Here is a 25,680-nt window from a genome sequence, read left to right on the forward strand (position 1 = left end):
ACAATGACAGATCATGCCGATATTCATACGCTGATGATGGGGCTGGGCGAGCGGGCCCGCTTGGCCGCCCGCGGATTGGCCATTGCTCCAACTGACCAAAAAGACCAAGCCCTGCGTGAAGCAGCCGCGCTGTTGCGCGCCAATGTTGAAGGCATTCTGGCAGCAAACCAAAAAGATGTGGCGGCGGCGAAAGCCAACGGCGTGGGTGCGGCCTTTATCGACCGTTTGACACTGGACGCCCAGCGCATCGAAGCGATTGCCGATGGGTTGGAGCAAATTGCCCTGTTGAACGATCCTGTGGGCACCAAACTGGCAGAAATTCGTCGACCCAACGGGTTGGTGATTGATCGCGTGCGCACGCCTTTGGGTGTAATTGGGGTGATTTTTGAAAGCCGCCCCAATGTGACCGCTGATGCTGGGGCGCTTTGCCTTAAAGCGGGCAATGCGGCGATCTTGCGTGGCGGGTCTGACAGTTTTCACAGTTCACGCGCCATCCATCAATGTTTGGTGGACGGGCTTGAGGCGGCAGGATTGTCTAAAGACGCCATTCAATTGGTGCCAGTGACCGACCGCGAAGCCGTGGGCAAAATGCTGCAGGGGCTGAATGGCAATATTGACGTGATTGTGCCGCGTGGTGGCAAAGGGCTTGTGGGTCGTGTGCAACAAGAGGCACGCGTGCCTGTGTTCGCGCACCTTGAAGGCATTTGCCATATTGTGGTGGACCAAAGTGCGGATCTGGACATGGCTGAAGAAATTATTCTGAACGCCAAAATGCGGCGCACCGGCATTTGCGGTGCGGCAGAAACCGTGTTGATTGATCAAAAAATTGCACCGCTCTTTGTGCCGCAAATGGTGGATGCATTGATGGCAAAAGGCTGCGAAGTGCGCGGATGCACACGCACCGCTGACCTTGATGATCGTGTGGTTGCCGCCACGGAAGAGGATTGGTCTACCGAATATTTGGATGCGATCATTTCCGTGCGGGTGGTGGATGATTTTGATGCGGCTCTTGATCATATTGCCCACTATTCATCCCATCACACAGAAGCCATTTTGGCTGAGAACGACGAGGTGGTTGAACGCTTTTTCCGGGAAGTGGATTCAGCGATATTGATGCACAATGCTTCAACCCAGTTTGCCGATGGTGGCGAGTTTGGCATGGGGGCCGAAATTGGCATCGCCACAGGCAAAATGCATGCGCGTGGCCCGGTGGGTGTGGAACAGCTCACCAGCTTTAATTATCGCGTGCATGGCAAAGGACATACGCGTCCGTGACAAGCATTATCAAAAACAGTCATGCTGATCTCAGCCTGCCCCATTCCACACCCGGGATGCGGATTGGCCTATTTGGCGGCAGCTTTAACCCGGCCCACGAGGGCCATAGATTGGTGACGCGGCAAGCGCTAAAGCGGCTTGGACTGGACGCGATTTGGTGGCTGGTGACCCCCGGCAATCCGCTGAAAGACCATAGCGAACTCAAACCCCTGTCAGAGCGCATTGCAGCGGCGCGAAGTTTGATGGACCATCCGCGCGTGCGCATCACCGGTTTTGAAGCCAAGCATGGCTTTAAATATAGCTATGACACTTTGGCCTATTTGAAACAGACCTTGCCCGGCCGCAAATTCGTTTGGATTATGGGGGCCGACAACTTGGTGAGCTTCCATAAGTGGGACCGCTGGCAGGATATGGCGCAATTGATGCCGATTGCGGTTTATGTGCGCCCCGGGGCAACCCATAATGCGCCGTTTGCGCCTGCGGCCCAAGCCATGGCGCGGTGGCGCGTGGATGAAAGCGACGCCGCGTGCTTTGCTGACATGCGCGCCCCGGCCTGGATCTATTTGCATGGCATTATGTCTGATCTTTCCTCCACACAACTGCGCCAAGGGGCAAAGCGCCGCGGCTAACACAGCGCAGAAGACTTGAAAAACACGCGCAATAAGCGCATATTAAAAGCATTGGAAATAAGCGTGAAAGATGATCGAGCCACAATGGTTTCTATCTCACTGAAATTGGGCCTTGGTGCATGACGCCCCAAACCCATAACAAGGGCGCAGCGCCTGAATCTGCTGCATCATCAGAAAATCTTTTGGATGTTGTACTTGGGCTTTTGGACGATGCAAAAGCTGAAGACACGGTATCTATTGATATTCGCGGCAAATCAAGCTTGGCGGACAATATGATCGTGGCCTCTGGCCGATCAAACCGCCATGTGGGAGCGATCGCCGACCAATTGTCGCGCACATTGCGTGAAAAGGGTTTTGGCAAACCGAAGATTGAAGGCGTTCCACAGTGCGACTGGGTGCTGGTGGATGCGGGCGATGTGATCGTGCATCTGTTCCGCCCTGAGGTGCGCGAATTCTACAACATTGAAAAAATGTGGTCTGCTAATTTGCCAAATGACGCGACGCACTAGCGTTTAGACCCTTATGAAAGTGCATATTCTGGCAGTGGGGCGGTTGAAAGACGGCCCCGAACGCCAACTTGTTGATCGCTACATTGAACGTGCCAAATCGGTGGGTAAACAGCTCGGCTTTGGCGATGTGAGCGTGCGAGAGCTGCCAGAGAGCCGCGCCAAGCAATCCGAACAACGCAAAAAAGAAGAAGCAGACGCCATACTCGCCCAGGTGCAGGATGGCGCGGTGTTTGTATTTTTGGACGAACGCGGCAAAAGCCTGACCAGCGAAAAATTTGCCCAACATATGGGTGATTGGCGCGACAATGGCGCACGCGAATGCTGGTTTGTTATTGGCGGCGCGGATGGGCTCGACAAAGACCTGCGCCAGCGGGGCAAGCTCACCCTGAATTTTTCTAATTTAACCTGGCCGCACCAGATTGTGCGCATCATGCTGGCGGAGCAAATTTATCGCGCCATGACGATTTTGAGCGGTCACCCGTACCACCGTAGCTAGAAACATAGCGAAAACCGGGGGGTACGGCCCAAAAAAGGTCAAACTTAAACGCGACAAAAGCGTTGCCTTTGATACATTAGAGTGGTGATTCGCCATTTTGCGTGGAGCCGAAATTTACCCGTGAGCCTTTATTTGCGCCAAATTGGAAAAGCCAGTCGATGGAGCGCTGGATTGTTGCTGGCCAGCGCCATGATAATGGGGCCGAGCCTTGCGCAATTCAATGATCCCACCACAACCCAAGATGCGCAGATTGAACTTGACCAAGTTAAGCTAACCATTGAGCTGACCGAAGAGCGGGTGGCGGAACTAAAAGCGCAAGTGGAAGAGTTTTCCGGCGACCGCACCCAGCAAACCGCCGCGCTCATCGAAGCCGCGCAACGGGTGAAGCTGGCGGAGATTGAAGCCAACGCGATTGCCGAGCGTATGGCCAGCCTGCGCGCGGAAGAAGAGACCATCCGCGCGACGTTGGACGATGAAAATCAGGAAATTGGCACCCTTCTCACCGCGTTACAGCAATTGGGGCGCAACCCGCCCCCTGCCCTGATTATTGAACCGGGCAACGCCGTCGATTCCGCGCGTGCCGGGAGTTTGTTGGCGTCTGTTTTGCCGCAATTGGCCAGCCGGGCTGATGCGGTGCGCATGGAACTTGATAGTTTGTTGGCGATAGCGGAAGAAGCCGAGGCGGAACAAAAGCTTCTTGTGGCCAACCTCACCGTTTTGCGGGAAGAACGCTTGCGCATTGCAACCCTGATTGAAGCCCGCAAGCGCGGCCTGGAACGGGTGGGCGAAGAGCTGGAAGCGGAGCAACGCGAAGCCGAATTGTTGGCCAGCCGCGCCACTTCCCTGACGCAACTGATCAATACGCTTGAAGATAAAGTTCAATCGGTGAGCAATGCGAATGCTGAGGCGGACGCATCCGATGAGGACCAAAATAATGTTGGCGAAGAATTAGAGCAAAGCGTGATTGATTTGGCTTTGGCCGATAAATCACGCACAGAGCCCGCCTTCCCGTTTGCCCTGGGCAAGGGACATTTGACCCCACCAGTGGTTGGCGTGGAAGTCGTCGCCTATGGCGCAGATGATCGATTTGGCGGCACGTCGCAAGGCGAATATGTTGTGACGCGGCCCGAAGCGCAAATTGTTGCCCCTGCCGATGGATGGGTGGTTTATAAAGGCCCTTATCTTAATTATGGCCAAATTATCATTTTGAATATGGGTCAAGGATATCACCTGCTGTTGGCAGGCATGGAAAGCGCAGACGTTAATTTGGGACAATTTGTTTTGATGGGTGAACCACTGGGTAAAATGGGCACCAACACAAATTCTCAAACGATCGCGACCAGTGCTGGAAACTCTCGGCCAACGCTTTATATTGAAATTCGAAATGAAGATACGCCTATTGACCCCACCGGATGGTGGGACAAAGGGTCCAGGACAGCACAGAATGGATAGTCAATTTATGAAACCGACCATGAAATCAGCTCTTCTTGCCCTCTCAATTGGTCTTTTTGCTGGCGCGGCGGCGCCCGCGTTTGCACAAGAGGCCACGCAAGAAAATGAGGGGCCGCTGGAACAGCAACAAGTTTATGAAGAACTGAACCTATTTGGTGAAATCTTCGACCGTATTCGCTCCGAATATGTGGATGCACCAAATGAAAAAGAGCTGGTGCGCGCGGCTATTCAAGGCATGCTGACCAGCCTTGACCCCCATTCTGGCTATCTTGATCCAGATGATTACGCTGATGTGCGCGAAGACACGCAAGGCACATTCGGCGGCCTGGGCATTGAAGTGCAGATGGAAGATGAAGTGATCAAAGTCATTTCACCCATCGACGAGACCCCCGCTGCTGAGGCAGGGGTGTTGGCCAATGATTATATCGTTGAGTTGGATGGCGAGCCTGTTCGCGGCAAGTCATTGGATCAGGCGGTTGAATTGATGCGTGGCGAAGTGGGCACCGATATCGAATTGACGATTATTCGAGAGGGTGTTGAGGAACCAATCACGCTGACCATCACCCGGGATGTGATCACCTTCCAAGTGGTACGCTCCTTCACTCAAGATAATGTTGGGATCATCCGGCTCGCACGCTTTACCGGCCAAGCCTATGCTGGTGTGGAAAAAGCGATCAATGACATCCAAGAAGAACTTGGCGATGACCTTGAAGGCATCATCCTGGATTTGCGCAATAACCCGGGCGGGCTTGTGGATCAGGCAGTCTTTATCTCAGATGCGTTTCTATCGCGTGGCAATGTTCTGTCGACCAGAGGCCGGTCCGCAGAGGAAAATTCGCGCTATGACGCCAACCCAGATGATTTGGACAAGCGCGTTGAAAACCTTGATATGATCGTCCTGATCAATGGCGGGTCAGCCTCCGCATCTGAAATTGTGGCCGGAGCGCTGCAAGACCAAAAGCGGGCGACCCTTGTGGGCACACGCTCGTTCGGGAAAGGCTCAGTGCAATCGATTATTTCACTTGGACAAAACGGGGCGATGCGGTTGACCACCTCGCGCTATTACACCCCAAGTGGGCGCTCTATCCAAGCGGCAGGCATTGTGCCTGATATTGAGATCTTCCAGGATGTACCGGACGAACTCAAAGGGCGTGACGAAATCATTGGGGAAGCCGCGCTTGATGGTCAAATTGGCGGCGGCACAGAAGATGAGGCCACAACTGGTTCATCGGTTTATGTGCCCTCAGATCGCGAAAAAGACAACCAATTGCAGTTTGCAATTGATTTGATCACCGGGGAAAAGACCAACGAAGCTTTTCCACCTGATCCTAAATAGATCATTCGGTTTGGCCCCGCATTAAGTGGGGCCAACACCAAACCACAAGTTGCGGCGGCATATGGCGGACAACATTAATAAGCCTCTTGGGCGCAAAAAAAATGAGCGCCGAGACAACCCATCGAAGATTCGTGTCGGTGGGTTTCCGCTATTGCCTGTGTCTATCGCCCTGCTGGTGACCGTTATTGCGGTGCCCGTGGCTTGGGTGGCCTATGTGGAAAGCCCTTTGGAGGGGCGGCCACAAATTGAAGTGGCTGTTTCATCCACCGGCAACAACGAATTGGCCCGCAATCTTTCTACGGAAGGGGGCGAAGATATTGTTGAAGAGGAACCTATCGACCCCGTCGAAAGCCCCTCCTTTATAAATATTGACGCCTTTCCGGAAGCAGCCGAAGCCGCCCGCGCGGCAGCGCCCCTGCCTGAATTACTGGAAAAAACCCAACATGGCTTTATTCCGCAAGTGGGCCCGAACGGGGACCGACCTGCAGACGTGTATGCGCGGGCATCGCTCACGCCTGACAGCGCCAATGGCCGCGGCCTGATCGCTGTTGTTGTTGAAGGATTGGGCCTTTCAGAGGAAAACACACGGTCGGCAATTGAACGGCTGCCAGATGAGATAACATTGGCCTTTGCCCCTTATGGCAAAGATGTGGGCAGCCTTGCCCTCGCCGCACGCATTGGCGGCCACGAAATCATGCTGCAATTACCGCTTGAGCCGTTTGATTACCCGCAAAATGATCCCGGCCCGCAAACGCTTTTGGTGGGACAAGCCGCCCGCGCCAATTTGGATCGTTTATATTGGCTGATGTCGCGCATGGGCGGTTATACTGGCGTCATCAATTTTTTGGGCGCCCGCTTCACCTCCTCTGCCAACGATATGCAACCCGTTATGGAAGAAATTGCCCTGCGGGGACTTACATTTTTGGATGACGGGGCCTCGAACCGTTCACTCGCACCGCAGCTGGCGAAACAGGCTGGGGTGGATTTTGCTCGGGCCGATTTGAGTTTGGATGAATCGCCCTCACGCAGCGATATTTTGCGCCAATTGAGCAAACTAGAAGCACTTGCCCTTGAAAATGGATCGGCCATCGGCACGGCTACATCTTTGCCTGTGACGGTGCGCACCATTGCGGAATGGGCCAAGGAGCTGGAAGACAAAAATCTGGTTCTGGTGCCCGCAAGTGCATTGATGCAGGACAATTAGGACAGAACTTATGACGCAGCCAATTGATCGCGAGAAAATGCCCTATCGGTTTTGCGCGGGCGTTTGCGTCGTCAATGACAAGGGCGAAGTTTTTGCAGGTCGGCGGCTGGCAAAGCCCGGTGTGCCCCAATCGCATGAATGGCAATTCCCGCAAGGTGGCATCGACAAGGGCGAAGATCCGCTGGAAGCCGCCAAGCGCGAGCTTTATGAAGAGACCAACATGTCCTCCATTGAGCTGATCTATGAGGTGCCAAAGTGGCTTAGCTATGATTTGCCGGAAGAGCTTTTGGGCAAGGCCTTGAAGGGCAAATATCGGGGCCAGCAACAAAGATGGTTTGTGTTCCGCTTTGTCGGAGACGAAAGCGAAATCAATGTCGAGCGACCAGCGGATGGCACGCATCCCGCAGAATTTTCTGAATGGGCGTGGCGGCCGATTGACGATATGCCGGACCTTATCGTTCCGTTCAAGAAAGAGCTCTATCAAGAGTTGGTGGCGCTGGTGCGGCCCCAAATTGAAGGGGAGCACCAGATATGAAAACCATCGGCCTATTGGGCGGCATGAGCTGGGAATCCACTGCGCTTTATTATCAACAGCTGAACCAATTGGTACGCACCAAATTGGGTGGCTTGCACAGTGCTGAAATGTTGCTGCGGTCCGTCGATTTTGCCCCCATCGCGGACATGCAAAAGAGTGGGGCCTGGGATGAAGCCGGTGCCCTTTTGGCTGACCACGCAAAAGGGCTCGAACGGGCCGGCGCCGAGTTTTTATTGCTGGCGACAAACACCATGCACCTGGTGGCGCCGCAGATTGAGGCGGCTACCGATATTCCCCTGCTTCACATCGCTGACAGCACCGCGCAGGCGTTGAAATCAGATGGATTTGAGCGAGTAGGCTTGCTGGGCACAGCCTTTACGATGGAAAAGCCATTTTTGATTGATCGGCTACAGGGTCATGGGCTGGACATCATTGTGCCCGAGGTGGACCGCACCAATTTGAATGCGATCATTTTTGATGAGTTGTGCCAAGGCATCGTGTCGGACAAGTCACGCGAAACCTATCAGCGTGCCATTGATGGAATGATGGCGCGTGGCGCCGAAGCCGTTATTTTGGGATGTACGGAAATCACACTGTTGATCAGCGATGATGACAGCCCCATCCCCACCTATGACAGCACCGACTTGCACGTGCGCGCCGCTGTTGAAATGGCGCTGGGCTAAGACCAACACCGCGTCTAGCCAATGAAAAGCCCGCCAAGATGCTTGGCGGGCTAATTCAGTTTAATTGTGCATCATTATCTAGTTGTGCTTCATCTCACTCATCAAGCCTTTCACCAAGGCAAAGCATGCCAGGAGAATGACAATGGTGAACGGGAAGCCCGTGGACACCGCCATGGCTTGAAGCGCCCCAAGGCCACCACCAAGCAACAACGCGATCGCAACGATACCTTCAAAGCTTGCCCAGAACACACGTTGCGGTGTGGGGGCATTCACTTTACCGCCAGCTGTCATGGTGTCGATCACCAAGGAGCCAGAGTCTGATGACGTCACGAAGAACACAATCACCAAACAGATACCCACAAATGAGGTGAGCTGTGCCAATGGCAATGGTTCCAGCATTTCAAACAGCTTCAACTCCAACGCGGCATCAGCCACGGCTGTGTAGCCCTGATTAACGATCTGATCGATCGCTGTGCCACCGAATGAGGTCATCCACAAGACAGACACCAGAGACGGGATGATCAACACACATGTGATGAACTCGCGCACGGTGCGACCACGGCTAACGCGGGCGATAAACATGCCCACAAATGGTGACCATGAAATCCACCAGGCCCAATAGAACGATGTCCAGCCTTGTGAGAAGTTTGCATCTTCGCGACCAAACGGCATCGATAGTGCCGGGAGGTATTCAATATAGGCCCATAGGTTTTGGAAAAAACCGGTCAGGATGGCGAGGGTTGGCCCCACAATTATCACAAAGACGAGCAAAATTATCGCCAAGACCATGTTGATCTCAGACAAGCGCTTCACGCCTGCATCCAAGCCTGCAACAACAGAAACCAGCGCCATCCCGGTAATCACGACAATCAAAAACACCATGCTGGCATCGCCGACAGGCAAACCGAACAGCGCGTTCAGGCCGGCATTCGCTTGCTGCGCCCCAATACCTAGAGAAGTGGCCAAGCCAAACAATGTGGCGAACACCGCCAGAATGTCGATGATGTGCCCTGTCCAGCCCCATACGCGTTCGCCAAAGATTGGATAGAACACTGAGCGCATGGTAAGCGGCAGACCCTTATTGTAAGAAAAGATCGCCAATGACAGGGCGACCACTGCATAAATTGCCCACGGGTGAAGAGCCCAGTGGAAGATGGTTGCAGCCATGCCCAAGCGCGCGGCCTCGAACGCATTGCCTTCAGCACCGCCCAAAGGCGCCGAGTCTGTGCGGACACCATTTTCGGAAGCGACGCCCCCCAGCGCGCTGGTAAAGTGCGAAATCGGTTCGCTCACACCATAGAACATCAGCCCGATGCCCATACCGGCGGCAAACAACATGGAAAACCAGCCTATATATGAAAAATCTGGCGTCGCATCTTTGCCCCCAATGCGCACCTTGCCCATTGGCGTCACAATCAACACCAAACACAAGATCACAAAGATATTGCCTGCCAACAGGAAGAACCAATCAAATGTCTGGGTCAGCCAATTGCGCAAATTGTTGAACAAGGGTTCAACTTCGGATTGGAACGCCAATGTGAGCAACACAAAGGCCACTACGGTTAAGCCGGAAATCACAAATACCGGGTTGTGTATGTCCAGACCAAACGGGCCGATATTGGTTTCAATATTATCCTGACCGATCTCGTAATCACTCTCGATGATCTCGGTCGGACCTTCGGGCGCGGGAATTGCGTCCAGTTCGGGTTCGTTGTTGTCCGTCAATTTAGCCTCCTATTGACTGAGGCGAGTGCCGAGCACAGAAATCAAGACATCAATTCAAAATAAAGCTGCTCGCACAAAACAAAACGAAGCAAATATCGCCATGTCTACTGCGGTCGTCATAATATGATCAATTTCACCAGCAACCGCGACCGCGATTACAGTAATTGTCAAAAGGCCCCAGTTTATACTACCCCATCTGAGGCCCAATTTTACTTCCGGCTTCCGCAGACCTCGCCTTCAGTATAAAGGCTAGCACACCGAATATGTTATTTGTAGTATTCTTTGTGGATAAACTATTCGGCCCGCCAAAATGCCAGCCACCCATTGATCGCTTGGTGCTGCGTCTTGGGCCGAAGTTTCCCCCTCCCCGCTAGCGATCAAAGCCTTCATTTTGGCAATTTCTTTTTCTGGCGCTTTGATGATTTTATCGACCAAATTGTGAACGCGTGGATCTGAAACCCGCATGCTCACGGGTCAGAATCGCGATGAGATGGTGAGGTATCAGGACGAAGAAACGCCTACACCTCATCATCTCCTTCTTTTTTGCACCCATGCGGGAGTTAAGCCCCAACGATGTTGCCACCATTGGGATGGAGCACCTGCCCCGTCATATAGCTTGCGTCAGATGAGGCGAGGAAAATGTAGCTCGGGGCGACCTCATCAGGTTGCCCGACACGCCCCATAGGTGCGCCTTCACCGAAATGTTCGACATGCTCAGCATCGAATGACGCGGGGATCAACGGTGTCCAGATAGGACCGGGCGCCACAGCGTTTACCCGCACATGTTTTTCCGCGAGGTTAGACGCCAATGATCGGGTAAGGCCCAATATCGCGCCCTTGGAGGCGGCATAGTCCATCAACACATCATTGCCGCGATAGGCCACAACCGACGTTGTGTTGATGATGCAATCATCCTTGCCCAAAAATTTGAGTGCGGCTTGGCTAAGGAAAAACGCCCCGAAAAAGTTGGTGTCGAATGTGCGGCGCACCTGCTCTTCTGGAATATCTTCCAACCGTTCTTGCACGTGCTGTTCGGCGGCGTTGTTGACCAGAATATTGAGATAGCCAAATTCTTTAAGGACCTTCTCCACCGCGGCATCGCAAAATGCTTTTTCGCCAATATCACCCTTGATCGCGAGGGCCTTTTGGCCGGTCTTTTCAATATGGCGGACCGTTTCGTCGGCGTCGTCATCCTCATCAAGATAGATAAATGCGACGTTGGCGCCTTCCTTGGCGTAGCCAATGGCGACCGCCCGGCCAATGCCGCTATCGCCGCCGCTGATCAGCGCCACCTTACCAGTGAGCTTGCCTGCACCTTTATAGTTTTCCATCAGCGACTGCGGGCGTGGCTGCATGATGCTCTCCACGCCGGGCTGATGATCTTGGTGTTGCGGTGGCCGGGTTTCCCCTTGAACGCCAACTTCACCTGGTGTCCAGGATGGAGGATCGCTGGCGGGGAAAGATTCGTCCAACGCTTCATCTATCTCTGGAACCTTCTTCTTTTTGTCTGCCATTTGATCACCTCATTGATTGTGTTGTGTGAACAACGCAGGGCCTCCGGCCAGAGTTCCGCAACCAAATCGACAGCAATTACACTGACGCATTCCTTATGACTATGTCATTGAGAGACGTGATCATCTTGAACAATCAAAAGCCCGTGCCAGCGAAGCGCAGATTTCCATTTTGGAATGGCTTGTCATGCCCGCCGTGCTTTGCGCCCATGGCTCTGGACACTTTATGCCCAGAAGGCACCTTAAGGGTCGGTAAAAAGCCCTGACGGCAAACGCGCAGCATCATGCTGCACATGAGGCAAAATCATTTATCAATTTGGGGAAATGGTGCACCGGGGAAGATTCGAACTCCCGACCCCTAGATTCGTAGTCTAGTGCTCTATCCAGCTGAGCTACCGGTGCTTAAAATCAACGGTTCGAAAGTTCCGTCGATCAACAGCGCAAAGCCATATACTGGCTTTGAAATGATTGCAAGACCCACAATCGCAACTTTTTCATCTGATTGTCATTTTGCAGCGAAAAAGCCCGGATTAGCGGGGCAAACAAATCTCAAATTTTGTGCCTTTTTCAGTTTCGATATAATTGAGCTGTCCGCCATGTGCTTCAACAAGCTCTTTGGCGATGGCCAAACCGAGGCCGGTGCCGCCAGCACGGCCCGACCCCTCAAAAGCACGGAACAGATTCTCTTTGGCGCGCGGCGACAAACCAGGCCCGTTATCTTCGATAAATAAACGCACTTGCTGGTCATTGGCGATCAGGGTGGCGGAGATGGACAGGTTTTGGCCATCTTGCAAGCTCAGTGGCTCCAACGCCTCACGCGCATTTTTGAGCAAGTTGGTGAGGACGCGTGCGATCTGATCCGGGTCCACGCGGATGATGACATCATCTTCCACCTGATTGTGCCACTCAATTTCCGGGTGCATCCGCACCGCCGCGTCGGTTGCGCATTCATCCAACAGTGCCCGTAAATCCACAGGTTCAAATCGTGGGGCCACCGATTTATGGCGACCATAATCAAGCACCGACTGACAAAAATTGATGGCGCGATCCAGCGTATGCACCAATCGCGGCGCCAAACGCTGCACATGCGGATCATCCAAATTGGCCACCTGATCCGAGAGCAATTGCGCCGCACCGAGGGTATTGCGCAAATCGTGATTGATCTTGGCGACGGCCAAGCCAAGGTCGGCCAAATGCTGCTTTTGTTTGAGCATGGCGAATAGATTGCTCTCCATTGCGGCCAGTTCCCGCTCAGCAACGCCAACTTCGTCGCCGCGTTCGGACGGGATGATGATTTTACGCGCGTCGTCGGGGTCCTGCCGAAAGGAGATCATGTTCCGCGTCAGCCGGGTAATCGGGCGAATCAGCAATCCATTTAGAAACAAGAAAATCGCGAATGACGTGAAGCTGGCGACCAACAGCGAAAGCCAAAAAATATTGCGGGAATAGGTGATCAATTCTTCGCGCAATAGTGCTTCATTGACCAACACCTCCACCACAACATCCTGGTTGTCCATGGGCACACCAATGACCCGCATGGTGCGGTTGGATCCGAAAAACAGCACTTCCAATGCGCGGCCAATCAGGTCCAATGGCGCGCGCTCTCGCGTATCAGCCGCATAGGCGGCCACGGGCATGGGCATATCTGCGCGCTCAATCAATTGGGATTGGCCCTGCGTGCGCACCACCAACGCCTCTGCCTGAGCAGAGCTTAGCAATTTGCTGACGGTGTCTGGCGTCAAATCCATCGTGTCGGGCACGGTTTCAATGACTCGCGCAGCAACGCCAGCGACATGCACACGGTCATCCATCCAATTGATGCGGAAATTGGCAACTGAGGGCAGGTAGATCAACACCTCCACCACCATAATCATCGCGATGATCATGGTGATCAATTTCATTGAAAGGCCGAAAATGACCCGCTTTGGAGCGTCAATTTGTTCGTTCGCCATAAATGCCTTTGCAGCGCTTAAAGGTCAGCCCAATATACGGTTGAGCTGAAGCAAGAATTTCAGCGCCGGATGATCGACTTTGTCTTTATAGAACTCCACCGCGATGCGCTTTGCAATCTCGAATTGCGTTGGGTAAGGCGCGACCATCTTGGTAAACGCCCCAACTTTCATTTTGTTGGCCACAGCCAAAGCATAGATATTGATCAATTCGCCCGCATTGTTGCCCACGGCCCCGGCGCCTAGGATTTTGCCTGAAGGGGTGGTGATGACTTTAAGCAGCCCCTCCTCAACATGTTCGGCGCGAGCGCGGTCATTTTCAGCAAAACTCCAGCGCAGCACTTTGAATTTGTCGCCATATTTTTCCCGTGCATCGGCCTCTGTGAGCCCGACATTTGCGATTTCGGGATCGGTATAGGTTGCCCAGGGAATAATGGTGGGATCGTTTTTGATCGGCAAACGGTAGAGCGCGTTACGCACCACCAAGCCCCCATGATAACCCGCAACATGGGTAAATTGCAGGCCGCCAGCAACGTCGCCGATGGCATATATTCGCTTGTTCGACGTTTTCAGCGATTTATTGACCTGAATGCCGCGACCATCATAATTGACCTTCGCCTTTTCCAAATCCAAGGCTTCAACATTTGGCTTGCGCCCCGCCGCCAGCAGCAAATGCGACCCGACAATTTCTTCTGTATCGCCGTTTTTCAGTTCAATCGTCACCGCAATGTTTTTGGCCTTCTGCCCGACTTGCGTGACCTTCACGCCCTGACGGATCACCACGCCTTCGCGGCGAATTTGCTTGAGCGCAATATCGCTCAATTCCGGATCATCGTTGGCCAACGGGGTTTGCATTTCAAGCACGGTCACGTCGCTGCCGAGGCGGTGATGCGCCTGCGCCATTTCCATGCCAATCGGGCCGCCCCCCACCACAATCAAATGTTGCGGCTTACGGGTCAGGTTAAAAATCGTTTCATTGGTGTGATACTCAATTTCGCTCAAGCCCGGGATCGGCGGCGACATGGGCCGCGAGCCTGTGGCGATTACAAACCGGCGGGGCTTGACGGCCTGATCGCCCACCATCACGGTTTTGGCATCAGTGAACTTGGCTTCGCCCTGCAGCACTGTGGCGCCAAGGCCCTCAAAACGCTCCACCGAATCGTGCGGCGCGATGTCTGCAATTACCCTGTGCACATGTTCATTCACACGGCCAAAATTAATCTTGGGATCTTCTGCCGCGATGCCAAATTTGGTCGCGGTGCGCATATATTGCGCGCGTTTGGCTGAGGCAATGAGCGATTTTGACGGTACACAGCCATAGTTGAGGCAATCCCCGCCCATCTTGTCGCGCTCGACCAGCACAACGCTTGCGCCCAGCGATAAAGCGGCCGCCGCGACGGTTAAGCCGCCGGAGCCGCCACCGATGACACAGAGATCAGGTTGAAGAATTTTTGCCATAAATAAAACTATCCTCGCACAATGTGCGCTTCCGTTCTTTTGTTTAAGCGGGCGTTTTGCGCACGCGCTTAATGATGATCGGGATCAAAGATGCGAGCCCCAAGGCACCCAACGCGATCAACAAATCTGTTGTGATGATATTGCCCACTTTCAGCGAAATGCCGCAAGTGGCATTTCCCGCTGCCATGCAAGCCTCATATGCATCGGCCTGTGCCCGAACGATTGAATCAAGCCCCTCACCCGCGTAAGCGTAAGCGAACGTGCCCGGCGCAATGCCGACCAGTGTGGTCCAGAAAAAGATGGAGAATGGGACGCCCAGAATGCCAGGGACAATATTGACCAAAGTGAAGGGAAACACAGGGGTGAGCCGCAAAAACAGCATGTAGTTCACGGCGTCTTTTTGGAAACCATCCCGCATACGCTGCACATAGCCTTTTGCGTTTTGCCGCATATGCTCGCCAAGCGATGTTTTGGCGATGAAAAAGAGAATCGATGCACCCATCGTGGCGGCAACGATGGTTGCGAGGCCGGCTATCCACCAGCCCAAAAGCAAGCCACCCGAAACGGTAAGCACCCAGGCGGCGGGAAATGAAAGCGCCACCGCGACCACATAAAACGCCATGTAAATGAGCACAGCGAACAACAAATAGTCCGCCACAAATTGGGACATGCGGGTATAGTTTTGAACCAATGCCTCAATGGAAAGCCATTTATAGGTGCCGGTGAAATAGAGCACGGCAATGATGAGCACAAGAAGCGCCAACGGCAGCCAGCGCTTGGCGAGTGAAATCTTGTTTTGGTGCGGCAAAGACATAGTTGGTCCCAAAGTTTGTGGTTGGTCCAGACTAATCATGGGTCGCGTCTGGACCCAAGTAAATTATGATGACAGAATGATCACTCAGATTTGAGGGTCAGGTGTGAAACAAAGGACGGAAAAAGTACGTCCGCGCACGAGGGTTTTGATTGACTTGGGCACTATGATTGCCTATAAGCCAGCCCAACTCGACCATTTAATGATGGTGCGGTCGGTATTTGTTTTGTCAAAATCAAAAGCCGTTGTGCCCTTTGGTCAATCAGGAATTAAACAGTAAAAGAGGAACCGTGTCCTTTAAGATGCGGTCTTGAAGAGCAATGAAGCGTACATTTCAGCCTAGCAATCTTGTTCGCACACGTCGTCACGGTTTCCGCGCACGTATGGCCACCAAGAACGGTCGTAAGATTTTGAATGCGCGTCGCGCACGTGGCCGCAAGCGTTTGTCAGCTTAAGTGACGATTTGGGCACGATAAGGGTCCGAAGAGCAAGATGACAACCATGCGCCAGTTGAAAAAAAGGGCGCAATTTTTGAAAGCCGCGCGTGGACGTAAAATTGTCCGGCGCGGCTTTGTGCTGCAAGCCGTTGCGCACAATGAAGATTGCGACTTGGGTCCGGCGCTGGGCTACACAGTGACCAAGAGGGTGGGCAACGCACCGCAGCGCAATCGGATAAAGCGACGTTTACGCGCACTTTCCAAAGAATTCGCTGAAAAATTTGACCCAAATTTCAACTATGTGTTGATTGGTCGTCAAGAAGCGTTACATGAACCCTTTAACGAACTTAAAAAGAACCTCGCAAGAGCTCTTGAAAAGATACATGTCGAAAGAAGCGCTGCTTCGCATGCAATAGATCGGAAGTCAAAATCATGAATGAAGGCCGCAATTACGTCTTGGCAATCGGGTTGTCGATTTTGGTGCTGGTGGGGTGGCAATATTTTGTTGCTGGACCGCAACTGGAAAAAGCCCAACGGCAAGCTGAAATCGCTGCGCAGCAAGAGCAAGGCACATCAAGCACCGCGGATCTACCGACCCCATCTGCTGATGGCGACCCAAGCGATGTGGCTGCGCCTGTAACCGGCGTTACTGGCAGCCGTGACGACGTGATCTCCCAAGGTGAACGCGTTGACATTTCGACCGATGCTTTGACAGGTTCGATTAATCTAACCGGCGGTCGCATCGACGATCTGCGCTTGAAGCGCTATCGCGAGACTGTGGATGAGACCAGCCCGATCATCACGCTTTTGTCGCCTGAAGGCACACCAGAGCCATTCTTTGTGGAGCAAGGCTGGGTAAGCGCCACTGGATCGACAGCAAATCTGCCGAAATCTGATACGCAGTGGGATGTTGTTGGCAACAGCACCTTGGGTGTGAATTCACCAGTGACGTTGCAGTATGACAATGGCAATGGGCAAATCTTTAAGCGCACATTCAATGTCGACGAAAACTATCTCTTCACTGTGACCCAGGCCGTAGAGAACAATGGTTCTGGCGATATTGCGCTGTTCCCTTATTCTCGCGTTACGCGGCAAGAAACGCCCAAGACTTCGGGCTTCTTTATTTTGCATGAAGGCCCGATCGGCGTTCTTTCCGACAATAATCTGGTCGAGCTTTCCTATGGCGACCTCGCTGAAGATGGCCGCAAAGACTTTTCATCCAATGGCGGCTGGCTTGGCTTCACCGATAAATATTGGGCCGCAGCAGTTGTGCCAACACCAGACACATCTGTGAATGCGCGTTTCTCCTATCGCACAGCGGGCGGACGCCCGACCTATCAGTCCAGCTTTGTAGCGCAGGACCCGATTGTTGTAGGGGCAAGCCAATCCGGCTCATTTACAAGCCACGTTTTTGCCGGCGCCAAGGTTGAAGAATATATCGACGACTATGAGCAGAATCTCGGCTTTGACCGATTTGAACTGCTGATTGACTGGGGTTGGTTCCACTTTATCACCAAACCCATTTTCTACATGATCCGGTTCCTGAATGGCATTTTGGGCAATTTCGGTCTCGCTATTTTGGCGGTGACCGTGATCATCAAAGCCTTGTTCTTCTGGTTCGCGAACAAATCTTACGCCTCCATGGCTGCCATGAAAAAAGTGCAGCCTGAGATGAAAGAAATTCAAGAGCGCCACAAAGATGATCGCATGCAGCAACAGCAGGCGATGATGGAGCTTTACAAGCGCGAAAAGATCAACCCGATGAGCGGTTGTTGGCCGGTTCTGATTCAGATCCCTGTGTTCTTCTCGCTCTACAAAGTGTTGTTTGTGACCATCGAAATGCGCCATGCGCCGTTCTTTGGCTGGATTCAGGATTTGGCGTCACCAGACCCGACCAACGTGTTCAACCTGTTCGGCTTGTTGCCATTTGACCCAACAGGCCTGCCCTTGTTGGGCGGTTTCCTGGCCTTGGGTGCATGGCCATTGATCATGGGTATCACCATGTTCGTGCAAATGCGCTTGAACCCTCCACCAGCAGATCCCACACAGGCAGCGATCTTTGCCTGGATGCCTGTGATATTCACATTCATGCTGGCAGGCTTCCCAGCTGGCTTGGTGATTTACTGGGCATGGAACAACTTCCTGTCCATCATCCAGCAATATGTGATTATGCGTCGCCATGGCGTGGATGTTGATTTGTTTGGCAATATCGCGGCCACCTTCAAGCGGAAAAAACCCGCTGAAGAAGAGGAAGCGAAATAATTGACGATCTAGCATGAGGCGGCTAATTTAGCCGCCTCAATTGTTTTTAGGGGTAGGCTCAGCCAATGATTCAATAACCGTACACCACATTCGATGTGGACACGCTATTTGCTCACTCTCTTTTGCAAAGGACAGCCAATGTACGGCCCGAATCCAAATACCCCATTTCCGATCAAAGATGTTGATCGGGTGATCTTCTTGAAAAACCACATTACCAATCCGCTGATCGAGGTTGGTGATTTCACCTATTATGATGATGGTGATCGACCGCACGATTTCGAACAGCGCAATGTCCAATATCATTTTGAATTTATCGGCGACAAACTCACCATCGGCAAATTCTGTGCCTTGGCCCAAGGCTGCCAGTTTATCATGAATGGCGCCAACCATTTGATGGAGGGGTTCTCCACTTTTCCATTTCAAATCTTTTCTGAGGACTGGGCCGATGGGTTTGACGCCAATAAGTGGGTTGAAAATTCCAAAGGCGATACCAGCATTGGTCATGATGTGTGGATAGGGCGGGACGCCACGATCATGCCTGGGATGACCATCGGCAATGGCGCCATCATTGGCAGCAATGCCGTTGTGGCAAAAGACGTGCCGGCCTACGCCATCGTGGTTGGCAATCCAGCCCGCATTGCAAAGATGCGATTTGGCGATGGAATAATTGCGCGATTGGAGCAAATTGCGTGGTGGCATTGGCCGGTAGAAAAGATTACAAAGCACAAAGATGCGATAATGGGCGCGGAAATTGCGGCGCTAGAAAAGGCAAGTTTAGACGATGACTGAGTACTCTCCGGCAGAATTGGAAGCAGGCCGCCTGCTGTTTGCACGCCCTTGGGATTTCATTAAGGGATGTGTACGCATTGACGACCTTCCGCCAACCGACCGCACAGAGATCGCCTTTGCCGGCCGCTCAAATGTGGGCAAATCTTCTTTGATCAACGCATTGACAGGGCGGGTAAATCTGGCGCGGACATCTAACACGCCCGGGCGCACGCAGGAGCTGAATATTTTTGAAGCCAATGACGCACCGCTGCGCATTGTCGACATGCCCGGCTATGGCTTTGCCAAAGCGCCGAAAAAGACCGTTGAGACGTGGACCAAACTGATCCATTCCTATTTGAAGGGCCGCCCCAACCTGCGGCGTGTCTTTGTGTTGATCGATGGCCGACATGGGCCAAAACCCGCCGACGAAACGGTGATGAATGAGTTGGATGGTGCCGCGGTCTCTTACCAGATTGTGATCACCAAAGCGGATAAGCCAAAAGCTGAGGAATTGGCCAAAGTCATCGAGCGCACGACGCAAATCGTCAGCAAGCATGGCGCCGCCCATCCCGAACTGTTGGTCACCTCATCTGAGAAGAAAGATGGTATCGCTGAATTGCGCGCCGTAATCTCGAAGCTTTAGATTTGTGCGCTAAATGCTGACCATGCGTGGCCACTCTGTTTCAGCATTGTGGTCCGTGATAAACCGCTCAAGATCGTCAGCCCCCATTGGGCGGCCGAACAAATAGCCCTGGAATGCGTCACAGCCCAACAGACGCAGGATGCGCACCTGATCCTCGTGCTCAACGCCTTCCGCCAACACTTCAATGTTGAGTGACTTGCCCATATCGATAATCGATTTGATCAGGCGGCGTTGTTCGGCAGATTTGGTGAGCGGTGCCACAAATTGCCGATCAATCTTGAGCCGTTTCGGATGAAGGCGCACAAGGCCCACAATTGAGGCGTGCCCCGTACCAAAATCATCAATGTCGATATCGATGCCCATTTCCTGAAGGCGTTCCAGATTTTCATCCACGATCTTTTTGGATTCATCCAAGAAGATGGTTTCCACCAGCTCGAATGTGATTTGACCTGGTTGGATATCAAACTCCGATAGCGCGCTAATCAAGTCTTCGTCTTCAAGGCGGCTGGAGGACACGTTGACTGACGCGTTGGGCATTTCAAGCCCCTTGGCGCGCCAACGCGCCATGTCGTCGAGCACCGTTTGCAAGATCATGTGATCAAGCTTGTCCATCACATTCAAATCTTGGGCGGTGGCCATAAACTCGTAGGGCGACAATAGCCCTTTGGTGGGATGATCCCACCGCGCCAGGGCCTCAACCCCGATGATTTTAAGCGAGTGTGCATCGAACTGCGGTTGATAGAATGGCACAAATTGAGCCTGCTCTATGCCGCGCAATACTTCATCCGCCAAAGCGCGCGACTTGACGATGCTGGTCTGCAACTCGTCTGTGAAGAATGAAAAGCAATTTCGGCCATCTTGTTTTGCCCGATAGAGCGCGATATCTGAGCGGATCAACAAATCCGTATATCGCGTATCATTATCAGGGCTGCAGGCAATCCCCACACTTGCGCCAAAGCGACAGATTTGGCCTTCAAAGTTTAGCGGTCGATTGGCAGCGGCGATAATGCTGCGGGCGAGATCGGACAACATATCCAAATCGCCGTCACATTCCATCACCACAACAAATTCATCCCCGCCCACGCGGCCAATAAAGCCATTTTTCGGCGCATTGGCGCGTAAAGCGCCTGCGAAATAACAAAGGGTGGCGTCGCCCGCTCGGTGGCCCAGCGTGTCGTTGATCTGCTTGAACCGATCCAAATCGATGGACAAGATGGCAAGGCCCCGCCCCTCTTCAGCAATGCTTTGCATATGGCTCAAATGCTGATCGAGCAGACGGCGGTTGGGCAATCCGGTGAGTTCGTCATGCATCGCCAGATGCTCAATTTGCTGATGCGCGGACTCGAGCTCTTCGTTTTTGCCCTCGGTAATTTTCTTGGCGCTCAGCAGCGCATTCTTCATCTCAACTTCTTCTGTTACGTCCCAGTTCACCCCGACCATCTTCGGATCGCCACCAGCGGGGTGGTAATAGGAACACCGAGACTGGAGATGCCTGATTTGACCTTTGGGCAACACAATTCGGAACTGTGAATTCAAATTGCCCTTGGTGGCAATCGCGATTTCAAATTCCTTTTTGGCCCTTTCCCGATCCTCAGGATGAAGTGCATCCTCCCAATCTTTTTGTGAGCGGATATAGATGCAATCATCGTATCCGAACAGATCGTTGGTGCGTTCGTCCCATACGTTTTCGCGCGTTCTTAAATTAACTTCCCAAACGCCAATTGCGGACGCAGAGAGCGCCACGCGCAAGCGCTCGTGCAGCAGCTCCAATTGTTGTTCGCGCGCCTCAAGCTCAACATTTTGTTTGCTGCGAAGCCGAATGAGATGGGCGGTATAGAGCAGCGGCACCACAACAATGAACAACGCAAGAACAAAGAAAAGTCTGAATTGCCAAATTGTCGGGGAACCATGGGCCCAGCCCTCACGCGGGGTGGCCAACAGAACCCAGCTACCGAATGGCAGGTTGACGCCAACGGTGACCGGATTGTGCTGTTGCATCGAAGGGTCGCCAAAAAAGACATCGCCGGAAATGCCAGAGCCGTCTTCGCCCTGAAGGGCAATATCGAGATCTAAATCATCGCTGAGAAGGCCGCTATCTTGATATAAGCGTTCCGCATCAATTACGGCTGAAACAATGCCCCAAAACTTCTTTTCGCCCGTGAAATCATTGAGAAAAACCGGGTAACGCCCGATAAAGCCGCGCCCGCCTTGCACGAGATCGACAGGCCCCGCCAAGACCAGCTCACCCGTATCACGCGCGCGCAAGGCCGCGGTGCGTTGCTGTTCATTTTGCTTATAGTCCAAGCCGATGACGCTTTCATTGCCAACATAGGGATAGATCATGTTGACTTTGAGGTCAGGCGCCCCGGCCAAAACCCGGAGTTGTTGTGAATCGTCAAAAAGACTACGCGCCAGAAAGGAGAACCGAACCTGCCCCATATCCGGCTCTGAGGCGATGACGCTCACCAACCCCTTCACCAATTGCAAATTGGCGTTGACCGTGTGCTCCAGCTCCGCGCGCAAAACACTTGCTTTCGCCAGCACTTCGTTGCGCTGTTCCTGCATAAAGAGTCGATTGCGCTGATCTTCGGCGAAAATCCAAAAAAGGAAAATAAAGACAATACTGATCAGAGCCGGCAAATTTGTTAAATGCCAGACATATCGGCTCCAAAAGCCGTTTCTATGCCCCTGTTTGATCACGGTAACGTTTGCCCCGCCTTTCGTCTTCGTCAAAAGACTAGCGCCGGGATGTTTAAATTTTGATTATGTTTGGGACAGAACCTTATTTTTGTTGGAGAAATCGAACAAATAACCGCCCCAATAAGGTTGATGATGATGTTTTTTGCAACGAGACGAGCGCTTCGTCTGCATCATCAGGGTCAAAAACAACGCCTTTGCGCTTGGTGAAGAGCGTTTTTGAGAACTCATCATCAAACTCGGGATGCGGTTGTACGCTGATCGCCGGGCCGTTTGGATAATAAAGACCAGCAAATGGCGTAAAGTCACTCTTGGCAATAATCTGCGCTTCCGGCGGTGCTTGAAGCACCTGATCCTGATGTGAGGCGGTGACGCTGACCTGGCTGGCAGCAAGGGCCAGTTTTTCGGGCAGATTGACCAACTGATAGTCATGCCGCCCAAGGCCCCATCCCTTTTCGGATTTGCCCGCATGGCCGCCAAGGGCCTCGGCCATGATCTGATGGCCGAAACAAATGCCCACCATGGGTATATGGCGCGCATAGGCCTGCTTGATAAACTCTTTTAAAGGCGCAATCCATGGCAGCGGATCATAGACACCGTGGGAACTGCCTGTGATCAATATGGCCTCAACTTGATCAAGAGGCGGCAAGGGCTCATTTTCAACAACACTGACCACTTCATAGTCAAAATCGCCACCCGCGGTTTCCAGCATTTTTTGCATCATGGTGCCGTAGGTGTCGAAATCATCCCGCATAGGCTCGGGCACAAGACCCGTTTGGAGAATGGTAATTTTCATAATTGTGGCCTCAATATAATTTTGACCACATAAGACTATTGACATTTACCTGACAAGAGCGGTTTTACTCTGGACAAAGTCAGGTGAACCTGCACGATGGGGTTCGACCAAATCGCGATCATTCCCAAGGAATTTCCAAACGCATGACCAGCGAACCCAAGCCAAACAAATCTAAAGAAGCGGCCATTTTGGCCCAAGCCCTACCCTATATGTTGCGCTATGACGACCGCGTGGTGGTTGTTAAATATGGCGGCCATGCCATGGGGGACGAGCAATTGGCGCGCGCCTTTGCCCGCGACATTGTGCTTTTGCGCCAGTCTGGCGTGCACCCGATTGTGGTGCATGGGGGCGGGCCGCAAATTGGCAAAATGCTCGAACGCCTAAACATCACGTCTGAATTTAAGGACGGGCTGCGGGTGACCGACCAGGCCACAGTCGACGTGGTGGAAATGGTGCTGGCGGGCGCAATCAACAAACAGATCGTAACCGCGATTACCCAAGAAGGTGGCCGCGCCATCGGCCTTTGCGGCAAGGATGCCAACATGGTCTCCGCCAAAAAACTGCGCCGCACCAAAATGGACCCAGACAGCAATATTGAGCGCATTGTTGATTTGGGTTTTGTTGGTGAGCCGAGCGAAGTACGGCCGGAAATTTTGCATCGCCTGATTTCAGAAGAAATTATCCCTGTGATCGCGCCGATTGCCGCTGGTGAAAAGGGCGACACATTCAACATCAATGCTGACACGTTTGCCGGCGCCATTGCCTCGGCCATGGATGCCAAGCGCTTCTTGCTGCTTACTGATGTCGAGGGTGTATTAGGCGCGGATGGCGAGCTGATCACCGATATGGATGTGGATGGCGCCCGCAAGCTGATCGAAGACGGTGTGGCCAAAGGCGGCATGATCCCGAAACTGGAAACAGCGATTTCTGCGGCGGAAAATGGCGTGGAAGCGGTGGTGATTGTGAATGGCAAAACCGAACATGCGGTGCTATTGGAACTGTTCACAGAACATGGTGCTGGCACCCTGATTCATGTCAATCAAGATGAGGAGCTTTAATGTCACTTTCGCATGTCGACTGTTGGATCTTTGATCTCGACAATACCCTTTATCCCCGCACCTGCCGGTTGTTCGATCAGGTGGACAAGCTGATCACGTCTTATGTGGTCGATGTAACGGGTTATGAATGGGCCGACGCGCGCAAGCTGCAAAAAGAGTTCTTCGCTGAATATGGCACAACCTTGAACGGTTTGATGGCCACCCGCAATATTGATCCGCATGACTATTTGCAAAAAGTGCATGACATTGATTATTCGCCAGTGCAGCCCAACCCGGCGCTGATGGACACTATTCGGGCGCTGCCGGGCCGCAAAATCATCTTCACCAATGCTGATCGTGGCCATGCGGAAAATGTGTTGAACCGCTTGGGCGGGGACGACGTGTTTGAAGACATTTTTGGCATTATTGAAGCCGAATTCGCGCCCAAGCCGCATAACCCATCTTACGAGAAATTTTTGGCTGCCCACGCAGTGACGCCAAAAAGCGCGGCCTTTTTCGAGGATATGGAAGTCAATTTGAAAGTGCCTCACAATTTGGGCATGCACACGGTGCATGTGGTGCCCGGTGCAGACTTTGACGGCAGTGAATTGGAACCATTTGAGCTTGAGCGCAAGGATGGTGAAGCGCATATCCACCATGTGACCGACGATTTGGGCACATTTTTGAGCCCGTTTGGGCGCCGAAACTAGCTCTCAAATCTCTTGAGATAGGTTTGAAGCGTTTGGTGCGGCGCGAGTTTGAACTTCTCGCGTGCCAGAACCATCTGCTCAAACCGATCCATACGGAAATCACGAAAGTCCTGTCGGCTGGTACACCAGGCGGTCATCAACCAGATCGGGCCAAAATTGGCGAGCGCCAACGGGTAGAGCTGGCGTTCGCTCACTCTGTCATCTAGCGCGCGGTAGGTGACCTGCAAAATGCGGTTTTCATCAATTGCCCTGCGCCCCAAACGCAATTCTTTTTGCGGCATTTTCATGCCTTGCGGCGGAATCACCATCAGATGTGGACTGTCCAACTTGGCCTGATGGCTTTGCGGCACGGCATCGCGGATTTTGGCCAGCGCTTCCTTGGCGGCGGCGGACATATCCTTGTCGGCAATCAGGGCGAGGGTTTTCGCGCCGAGGGCCAGCGCTTCCAGCTGCTCAAAAGTGAAGCTGAGTGGCGGCAAGTCAAACTCATCGCGCAGCATAAAGCCCACGCCAGGTTCAGAATCAATGGGTGCGCCAGAACCGATCAAATGCGCCATATCACGGTAGACAGAGCGTTTGGAGATTTCCAACTTTTCGCCAATTTGCTGCGCGGTCAGCGCGCCATTGGCGGTGCGCATAATTTGAATGATGCGGAAAAGGCGTTCGGCACGGCGCATTTTATGGGTCCCTACTCAACATTGTGGCCACAAGGGTGGCAACAGGGGGATGCTAGATCGCTTTCCATCAACAGGAAAGG

At 52.9% G+C, this 25,680-nt stretch carries 24 protein-coding genes and 1 tRNA gene; 16 read left to right on the forward strand and 9 right to left on the reverse strand.

Features of this window, described 5'->3' with window-relative positions:
• Nucleotides 1-3: 3 nt before the first annotated feature.
• The 9 genes from MXMO3_RS15115 (at nucleotide 4) to MXMO3_RS15155 (ending at nucleotide 8,119) form a co-directional block, all read left to right on the forward strand.
• Nucleotides 4-1,275, forward strand: coding sequence for a glutamate-5-semialdehyde dehydrogenase (locus MXMO3_RS15115; RefSeq protein ID WP_245985759.1), 1,272 nt, complete (start codon nucleotides 4-6; stop codon nucleotides 1,273-1,275).
• Nucleotides 1,272-1,904: a nicotinate-nucleotide adenylyltransferase gene (locus MXMO3_RS15120; protein ID WP_281273895.1), complete on the forward strand. Its 633-nt coding sequence runs from the start codon at nucleotides 1,272-1,274 to the stop codon at nucleotides 1,902-1,904. Before MXMO3_RS15115 ends, MXMO3_RS15120 begins: the two co-directional genes overlap by 4 nt.
• A 119-nt stretch (nucleotides 1,905-2,023) precedes the next feature.
• Nucleotides 2,024-2,413, forward strand: a complete 390-nt coding sequence (gene rsfS / locus MXMO3_RS15125; protein WP_027833915.1) for a ribosome silencing factor — start codon at nucleotides 2,024-2,026, stop codon at nucleotides 2,411-2,413.
• A 13-nt stretch (nucleotides 2,414-2,426) separates the two neighbouring features.
• Nucleotides 2,427-2,909, forward strand: a complete 483-nt coding sequence (rlmH, locus tag MXMO3_RS15130) for a 23S rRNA (pseudouridine(1915)-N(3))-methyltransferase RlmH (protein ID WP_117396408.1) — start codon at nucleotides 2,427-2,429, stop codon at nucleotides 2,907-2,909.
• A 132-nt stretch (nucleotides 2,910-3,041) separates the two neighbouring features.
• A complete protein-coding gene (locus MXMO3_RS15135) occupies nucleotides 3,042-4,361 on the forward strand; it encodes a murein hydrolase activator EnvC family protein (RefSeq protein ID WP_156905470.1) in 1,320 nt (439 codons plus the stop codon).
• Nucleotides 4,354-5,697, forward strand: a complete 1,344-nt coding sequence (locus tag MXMO3_RS15140; protein WP_027833918.1) for a S41 family peptidase — start codon at nucleotides 4,354-4,356, stop codon at nucleotides 5,695-5,697. Before MXMO3_RS15135 ends, MXMO3_RS15140 begins: the two co-directional genes overlap by 8 nt.
• A 61-nt stretch (nucleotides 5,698-5,758) precedes the next feature.
• Nucleotides 5,759-6,901, forward strand: coding sequence for a divergent polysaccharide deacetylase family protein (locus tag MXMO3_RS15145; protein WP_117396409.1), 1,143 nt, complete (start codon nucleotides 5,759-5,761; stop codon nucleotides 6,899-6,901).
• Nucleotides 6,902-6,911: 10 nt separating this feature from the next.
• Nucleotides 6,912-7,436 carry an RNA pyrophosphohydrolase gene (locus tag MXMO3_RS15150; protein WP_117396410.1) on the forward strand — a complete coding sequence of 175 codons (525 nt, stop codon included), beginning with the start codon at nucleotides 6,912-6,914 and terminating at the stop codon, nucleotides 7,434-7,436.
• Nucleotides 7,433-8,119, forward strand: coding sequence for an aspartate/glutamate racemase family protein (locus MXMO3_RS15155; RefSeq protein ID WP_117396411.1), 687 nt, complete (start codon nucleotides 7,433-7,435; stop codon nucleotides 8,117-8,119). Before MXMO3_RS15150 ends, MXMO3_RS15155 begins: the two co-directional genes overlap by 4 nt.
• A 78-nt stretch (nucleotides 8,120-8,197) precedes the next feature.
• Here MXMO3_RS15155 and MXMO3_RS15160 read toward each other — a convergent pair whose 3' ends face one another.
• The 6 genes from MXMO3_RS15160 to MXMO3_RS15190 form a co-directional block, all read right to left on the reverse strand.
• Nucleotides 8,198-9,820: a BCCT family transporter gene (locus tag MXMO3_RS15160; protein WP_117396859.1), complete on the reverse strand. Its 1,623-nt coding sequence runs from the start codon at nucleotides 9,818-9,820 to the stop codon at nucleotides 8,198-8,200.
• Between the two features lie 584 nt (nucleotides 9,821-10,404).
• Complete coding sequence (locus MXMO3_RS15170; protein WP_117396412.1) at nucleotides 10,405-11,358, reverse strand: SDR family oxidoreductase; 954 nt, start codon at nucleotides 11,356-11,358, stop codon at nucleotides 10,405-10,407.
• Between the two features lie 322 nt (nucleotides 11,359-11,680).
• Nucleotides 11,681-11,757 (reverse strand) — tRNA-Arg (locus tag MXMO3_RS15175).
• A 128-nt stretch (nucleotides 11,758-11,885) separates the two neighbouring features.
• Complete coding sequence (locus MXMO3_RS15180) at nucleotides 11,886-13,307, reverse strand: sensor histidine kinase (protein ID WP_117396413.1); 1,422 nt, start codon at nucleotides 13,305-13,307, stop codon at nucleotides 11,886-11,888.
• Nucleotides 13,308-13,331: 24 nt separating this feature from the next.
• Entirely contained in the window at nucleotides 13,332-14,762 is a 1,431-nt protein-coding gene (locus MXMO3_RS15185; protein WP_117396414.1) for a dihydrolipoyl dehydrogenase family protein, read from the reverse strand.
• Nucleotides 14,763-14,805: 43 nt separating this feature from the next.
• Nucleotides 14,806-15,576 (reverse strand): TVP38/TMEM64 family protein, encoded by a 771-nt coding sequence (locus MXMO3_RS15190; protein WP_162889299.1) that lies wholly within the window; start codon nucleotides 15,574-15,576, stop codon nucleotides 14,806-14,808.
• Between the two features lie 317 nt (nucleotides 15,577-15,893).
• On the opposite strand from MXMO3_RS15190, the gene rpmH reads away from it, so the two are divergent.
• The 5 genes from rpmH (at nucleotide 15,894) to yihA (ending at nucleotide 19,683) form a co-directional block, all read left to right on the forward strand.
• Nucleotides 15,894-16,028 (forward strand): 50S ribosomal protein L34, encoded by a 135-nt coding sequence (rpmH, locus tag MXMO3_RS15195; RefSeq protein ID WP_084633949.1) that lies wholly within the window; start codon nucleotides 15,894-15,896, stop codon nucleotides 16,026-16,028.
• A 46-nt stretch (nucleotides 16,029-16,074) separates the two neighbouring features.
• Nucleotides 16,075-16,446, forward strand: coding sequence for a ribonuclease P protein component (gene rnpA, locus MXMO3_RS15200; RefSeq protein WP_162889300.1), 372 nt, complete (start codon nucleotides 16,075-16,077; stop codon nucleotides 16,444-16,446).
• Entirely contained in the window at nucleotides 16,443-18,272 is a 1,830-nt protein-coding gene (gene yidC / locus MXMO3_RS15205; protein ID WP_117396417.1) for a membrane protein insertase YidC, read from the forward strand. The genes rnpA and yidC overlap by 4 nt, the downstream gene beginning before the upstream one ends.
• 93 nt (nucleotides 18,273-18,365) lie before the next feature.
• Nucleotides 18,366-19,061, forward strand: coding sequence for a CatB-related O-acetyltransferase (locus tag MXMO3_RS15210; RefSeq protein WP_425462124.1), 696 nt, complete (start codon nucleotides 18,366-18,368; stop codon nucleotides 19,059-19,061).
• The gene (gene yihA, locus MXMO3_RS15215) at nucleotides 19,054-19,683 is read left to right on the forward strand and encodes a ribosome biogenesis GTP-binding protein YihA/YsxC (RefSeq protein WP_117396419.1); all 630 of its coding nucleotides are present in this window, start codon (nucleotides 19,054-19,056) and stop codon (nucleotides 19,681-19,683) included. The genes MXMO3_RS15210 and yihA overlap by 8 nt, the downstream gene beginning before the upstream one ends.
• Nucleotides 19,684-19,692: 9 nt before the next feature.
• Here yihA and MXMO3_RS15220 read toward each other — a convergent pair whose 3' ends face one another.
• Together MXMO3_RS15220 and MXMO3_RS15225 are read right to left on the reverse strand one after the other, a co-directional pair.
• The gene (locus MXMO3_RS15220; RefSeq protein WP_117396860.1) at nucleotides 19,693-22,248 is read right to left on the reverse strand and encodes a bifunctional diguanylate cyclase/phosphodiesterase; all 2,556 of its coding nucleotides are present in this window, start codon (nucleotides 22,246-22,248) and stop codon (nucleotides 19,693-19,695) included.
• 217 nt (nucleotides 22,249-22,465) lie between these two features.
• Complete coding sequence (locus tag MXMO3_RS15225) at nucleotides 22,466-23,176, reverse strand: glutamine amidotransferase-related protein (protein WP_162889301.1); 711 nt, start codon at nucleotides 23,174-23,176, stop codon at nucleotides 22,466-22,468.
• Between the two features lie 143 nt (nucleotides 23,177-23,319).
• On the opposite strand from MXMO3_RS15225, the gene argB reads away from it, so the two are divergent.
• Together argB and MXMO3_RS15235 are read left to right on the forward strand one after the other, a co-directional pair.
• A complete protein-coding gene (gene argB, locus MXMO3_RS15230; protein WP_027833930.1) occupies nucleotides 23,320-24,234 on the forward strand; it encodes an acetylglutamate kinase in 915 nt (304 codons plus the stop codon).
• Nucleotides 24,234-24,923 carry a pyrimidine 5'-nucleotidase gene (locus tag MXMO3_RS15235; protein ID WP_117396421.1) on the forward strand — a complete coding sequence of 230 codons (690 nt, stop codon included), beginning with the start codon at nucleotides 24,234-24,236 and terminating at the stop codon, nucleotides 24,921-24,923. The genes argB and MXMO3_RS15235 overlap by 1 nt, the downstream gene beginning before the upstream one ends.
• Here MXMO3_RS15235 and MXMO3_RS15240 read toward each other — a convergent pair.
• The gene (locus MXMO3_RS15240; RefSeq protein WP_117396422.1) at nucleotides 24,920-25,600 is read right to left on the reverse strand and encodes a helix-turn-helix transcriptional regulator; all 681 of its coding nucleotides are present in this window, start codon (nucleotides 25,598-25,600) and stop codon (nucleotides 24,920-24,922) included. The two genes, MXMO3_RS15235 and MXMO3_RS15240, sit on opposite strands and share 4 nt — an antisense overlap.
• Nucleotides 25,601-25,680: the final 80 nt, after the last annotated feature.

This window comes from Maritalea myrionectae (genome assembly GCF_003433515.1).
Taxonomy (GTDB): domain Bacteria; phylum Pseudomonadota; class Alphaproteobacteria; order Rhizobiales; family Devosiaceae; genus Maritalea; species Maritalea myrionectae.

What these genes read in the sequence shown, in the direction of transcription:
- MXMO3_RS15140 (WP_027833918.1), top strand. Translation starts at nt 4,354, where the DNA reads ATGGATAGTCAATTTATGAAACCGACCATGAAATCAGCTCTTCTTGCC.
- yihA (WP_117396419.1), top strand. Translation starts at nt 19,054, where the DNA reads ATGACTGAGTACTCTCCGGCAGAATTGGAAGCAGGCCGCCTGCTGTTT.
- MXMO3_RS15240 (WP_117396422.1), bottom strand. Translation starts at nt 25,600, where the DNA reads ATGCGCCGTGCCGAACGCCTTTTCCGCATCATTCAAATTATGCGCACC.
- MXMO3_RS15115 (WP_245985759.1), top strand. Translation starts at nt 4, where the DNA reads ATGACAGATCATGCCGATATTCATACGCTGATGATGGGGCTGGGCGAG.
- rnpA (WP_162889300.1), top strand. Translation starts at nt 16,075, where the DNA reads ATGCGCCAGTTGAAAAAAAGGGCGCAATTTTTGAAAGCCGCGCGTGGA.
- MXMO3_RS15225 (WP_162889301.1), bottom strand. Translation starts at nt 23,176, where the DNA reads ATGAAAATTACCATTCTCCAAACGGGTCTTGTGCCCGAGCCTATGCGG.
- MXMO3_RS15155 (WP_117396411.1), top strand. Translation starts at nt 7,433, where the DNA reads ATGAAAACCATCGGCCTATTGGGCGGCATGAGCTGGGAATCCACTGCG.
- MXMO3_RS15235 (WP_117396421.1), top strand. Translation starts at nt 24,234, where the DNA reads ATGTCACTTTCGCATGTCGACTGTTGGATCTTTGATCTCGACAATACC.
- yidC (WP_117396417.1), top strand. Translation starts at nt 16,443, where the DNA reads ATGAATGAAGGCCGCAATTACGTCTTGGCAATCGGGTTGTCGATTTTG.
- rlmH (WP_117396408.1), top strand. Translation starts at nt 2,427, where the DNA reads ATGAAAGTGCATATTCTGGCAGTGGGGCGGTTGAAAGACGGCCCCGAA.
- rsfS (WP_027833915.1), top strand. Translation starts at nt 2,024, where the DNA reads ATGACGCCCCAAACCCATAACAAGGGCGCAGCGCCTGAATCTGCTGCA.
- MXMO3_RS15170 (WP_117396412.1), bottom strand. Translation starts at nt 11,358, where the DNA reads ATGGCAGACAAAAAGAAGAAGGTTCCAGAGATAGATGAAGCGTTGGAC.
- MXMO3_RS15185 (WP_117396414.1), bottom strand. Translation starts at nt 14,762, where the DNA reads ATGGCAAAAATTCTTCAACCTGATCTCTGTGTCATCGGTGGCGGCTCC.
- MXMO3_RS15145 (WP_117396409.1), top strand. Translation starts at nt 5,759, where the DNA reads ATGGCGGACAACATTAATAAGCCTCTTGGGCGCAAAAAAAATGAGCGC.
- MXMO3_RS15190 (WP_162889299.1), bottom strand. Translation starts at nt 15,576, where the DNA reads ATGTCTTTGCCGCACCAAAACAAGATTTCACTCGCCAAGCGCTGGCTG.
- argB (WP_027833930.1), top strand. Translation starts at nt 23,320, where the DNA reads ATGACCAGCGAACCCAAGCCAAACAAATCTAAAGAAGCGGCCATTTTG.
- rpmH (WP_084633949.1), top strand. Translation starts at nt 15,894, where the DNA reads ATGAAGCGTACATTTCAGCCTAGCAATCTTGTTCGCACACGTCGTCAC.
- MXMO3_RS15180 (WP_117396413.1), bottom strand. Translation starts at nt 13,307, where the DNA reads ATGGCGAACGAACAAATTGACGCTCCAAAGCGGGTCATTTTCGGCCTT.
- MXMO3_RS15210 (WP_425462124.1), top strand. Translation starts at nt 18,366, where the DNA reads ATGTGGACACGCTATTTGCTCACTCTCTTTTGCAAAGGACAGCCAATG.
- MXMO3_RS15220 (WP_117396860.1), bottom strand. Translation starts at nt 22,248, where the DNA reads ATGCAGGAACAGCGCAACGAAGTGCTGGCGAAAGCAAGTGTTTTGCGC.
- MXMO3_RS15150 (WP_117396410.1), top strand. Translation starts at nt 6,912, where the DNA reads ATGACGCAGCCAATTGATCGCGAGAAAATGCCCTATCGGTTTTGCGCG.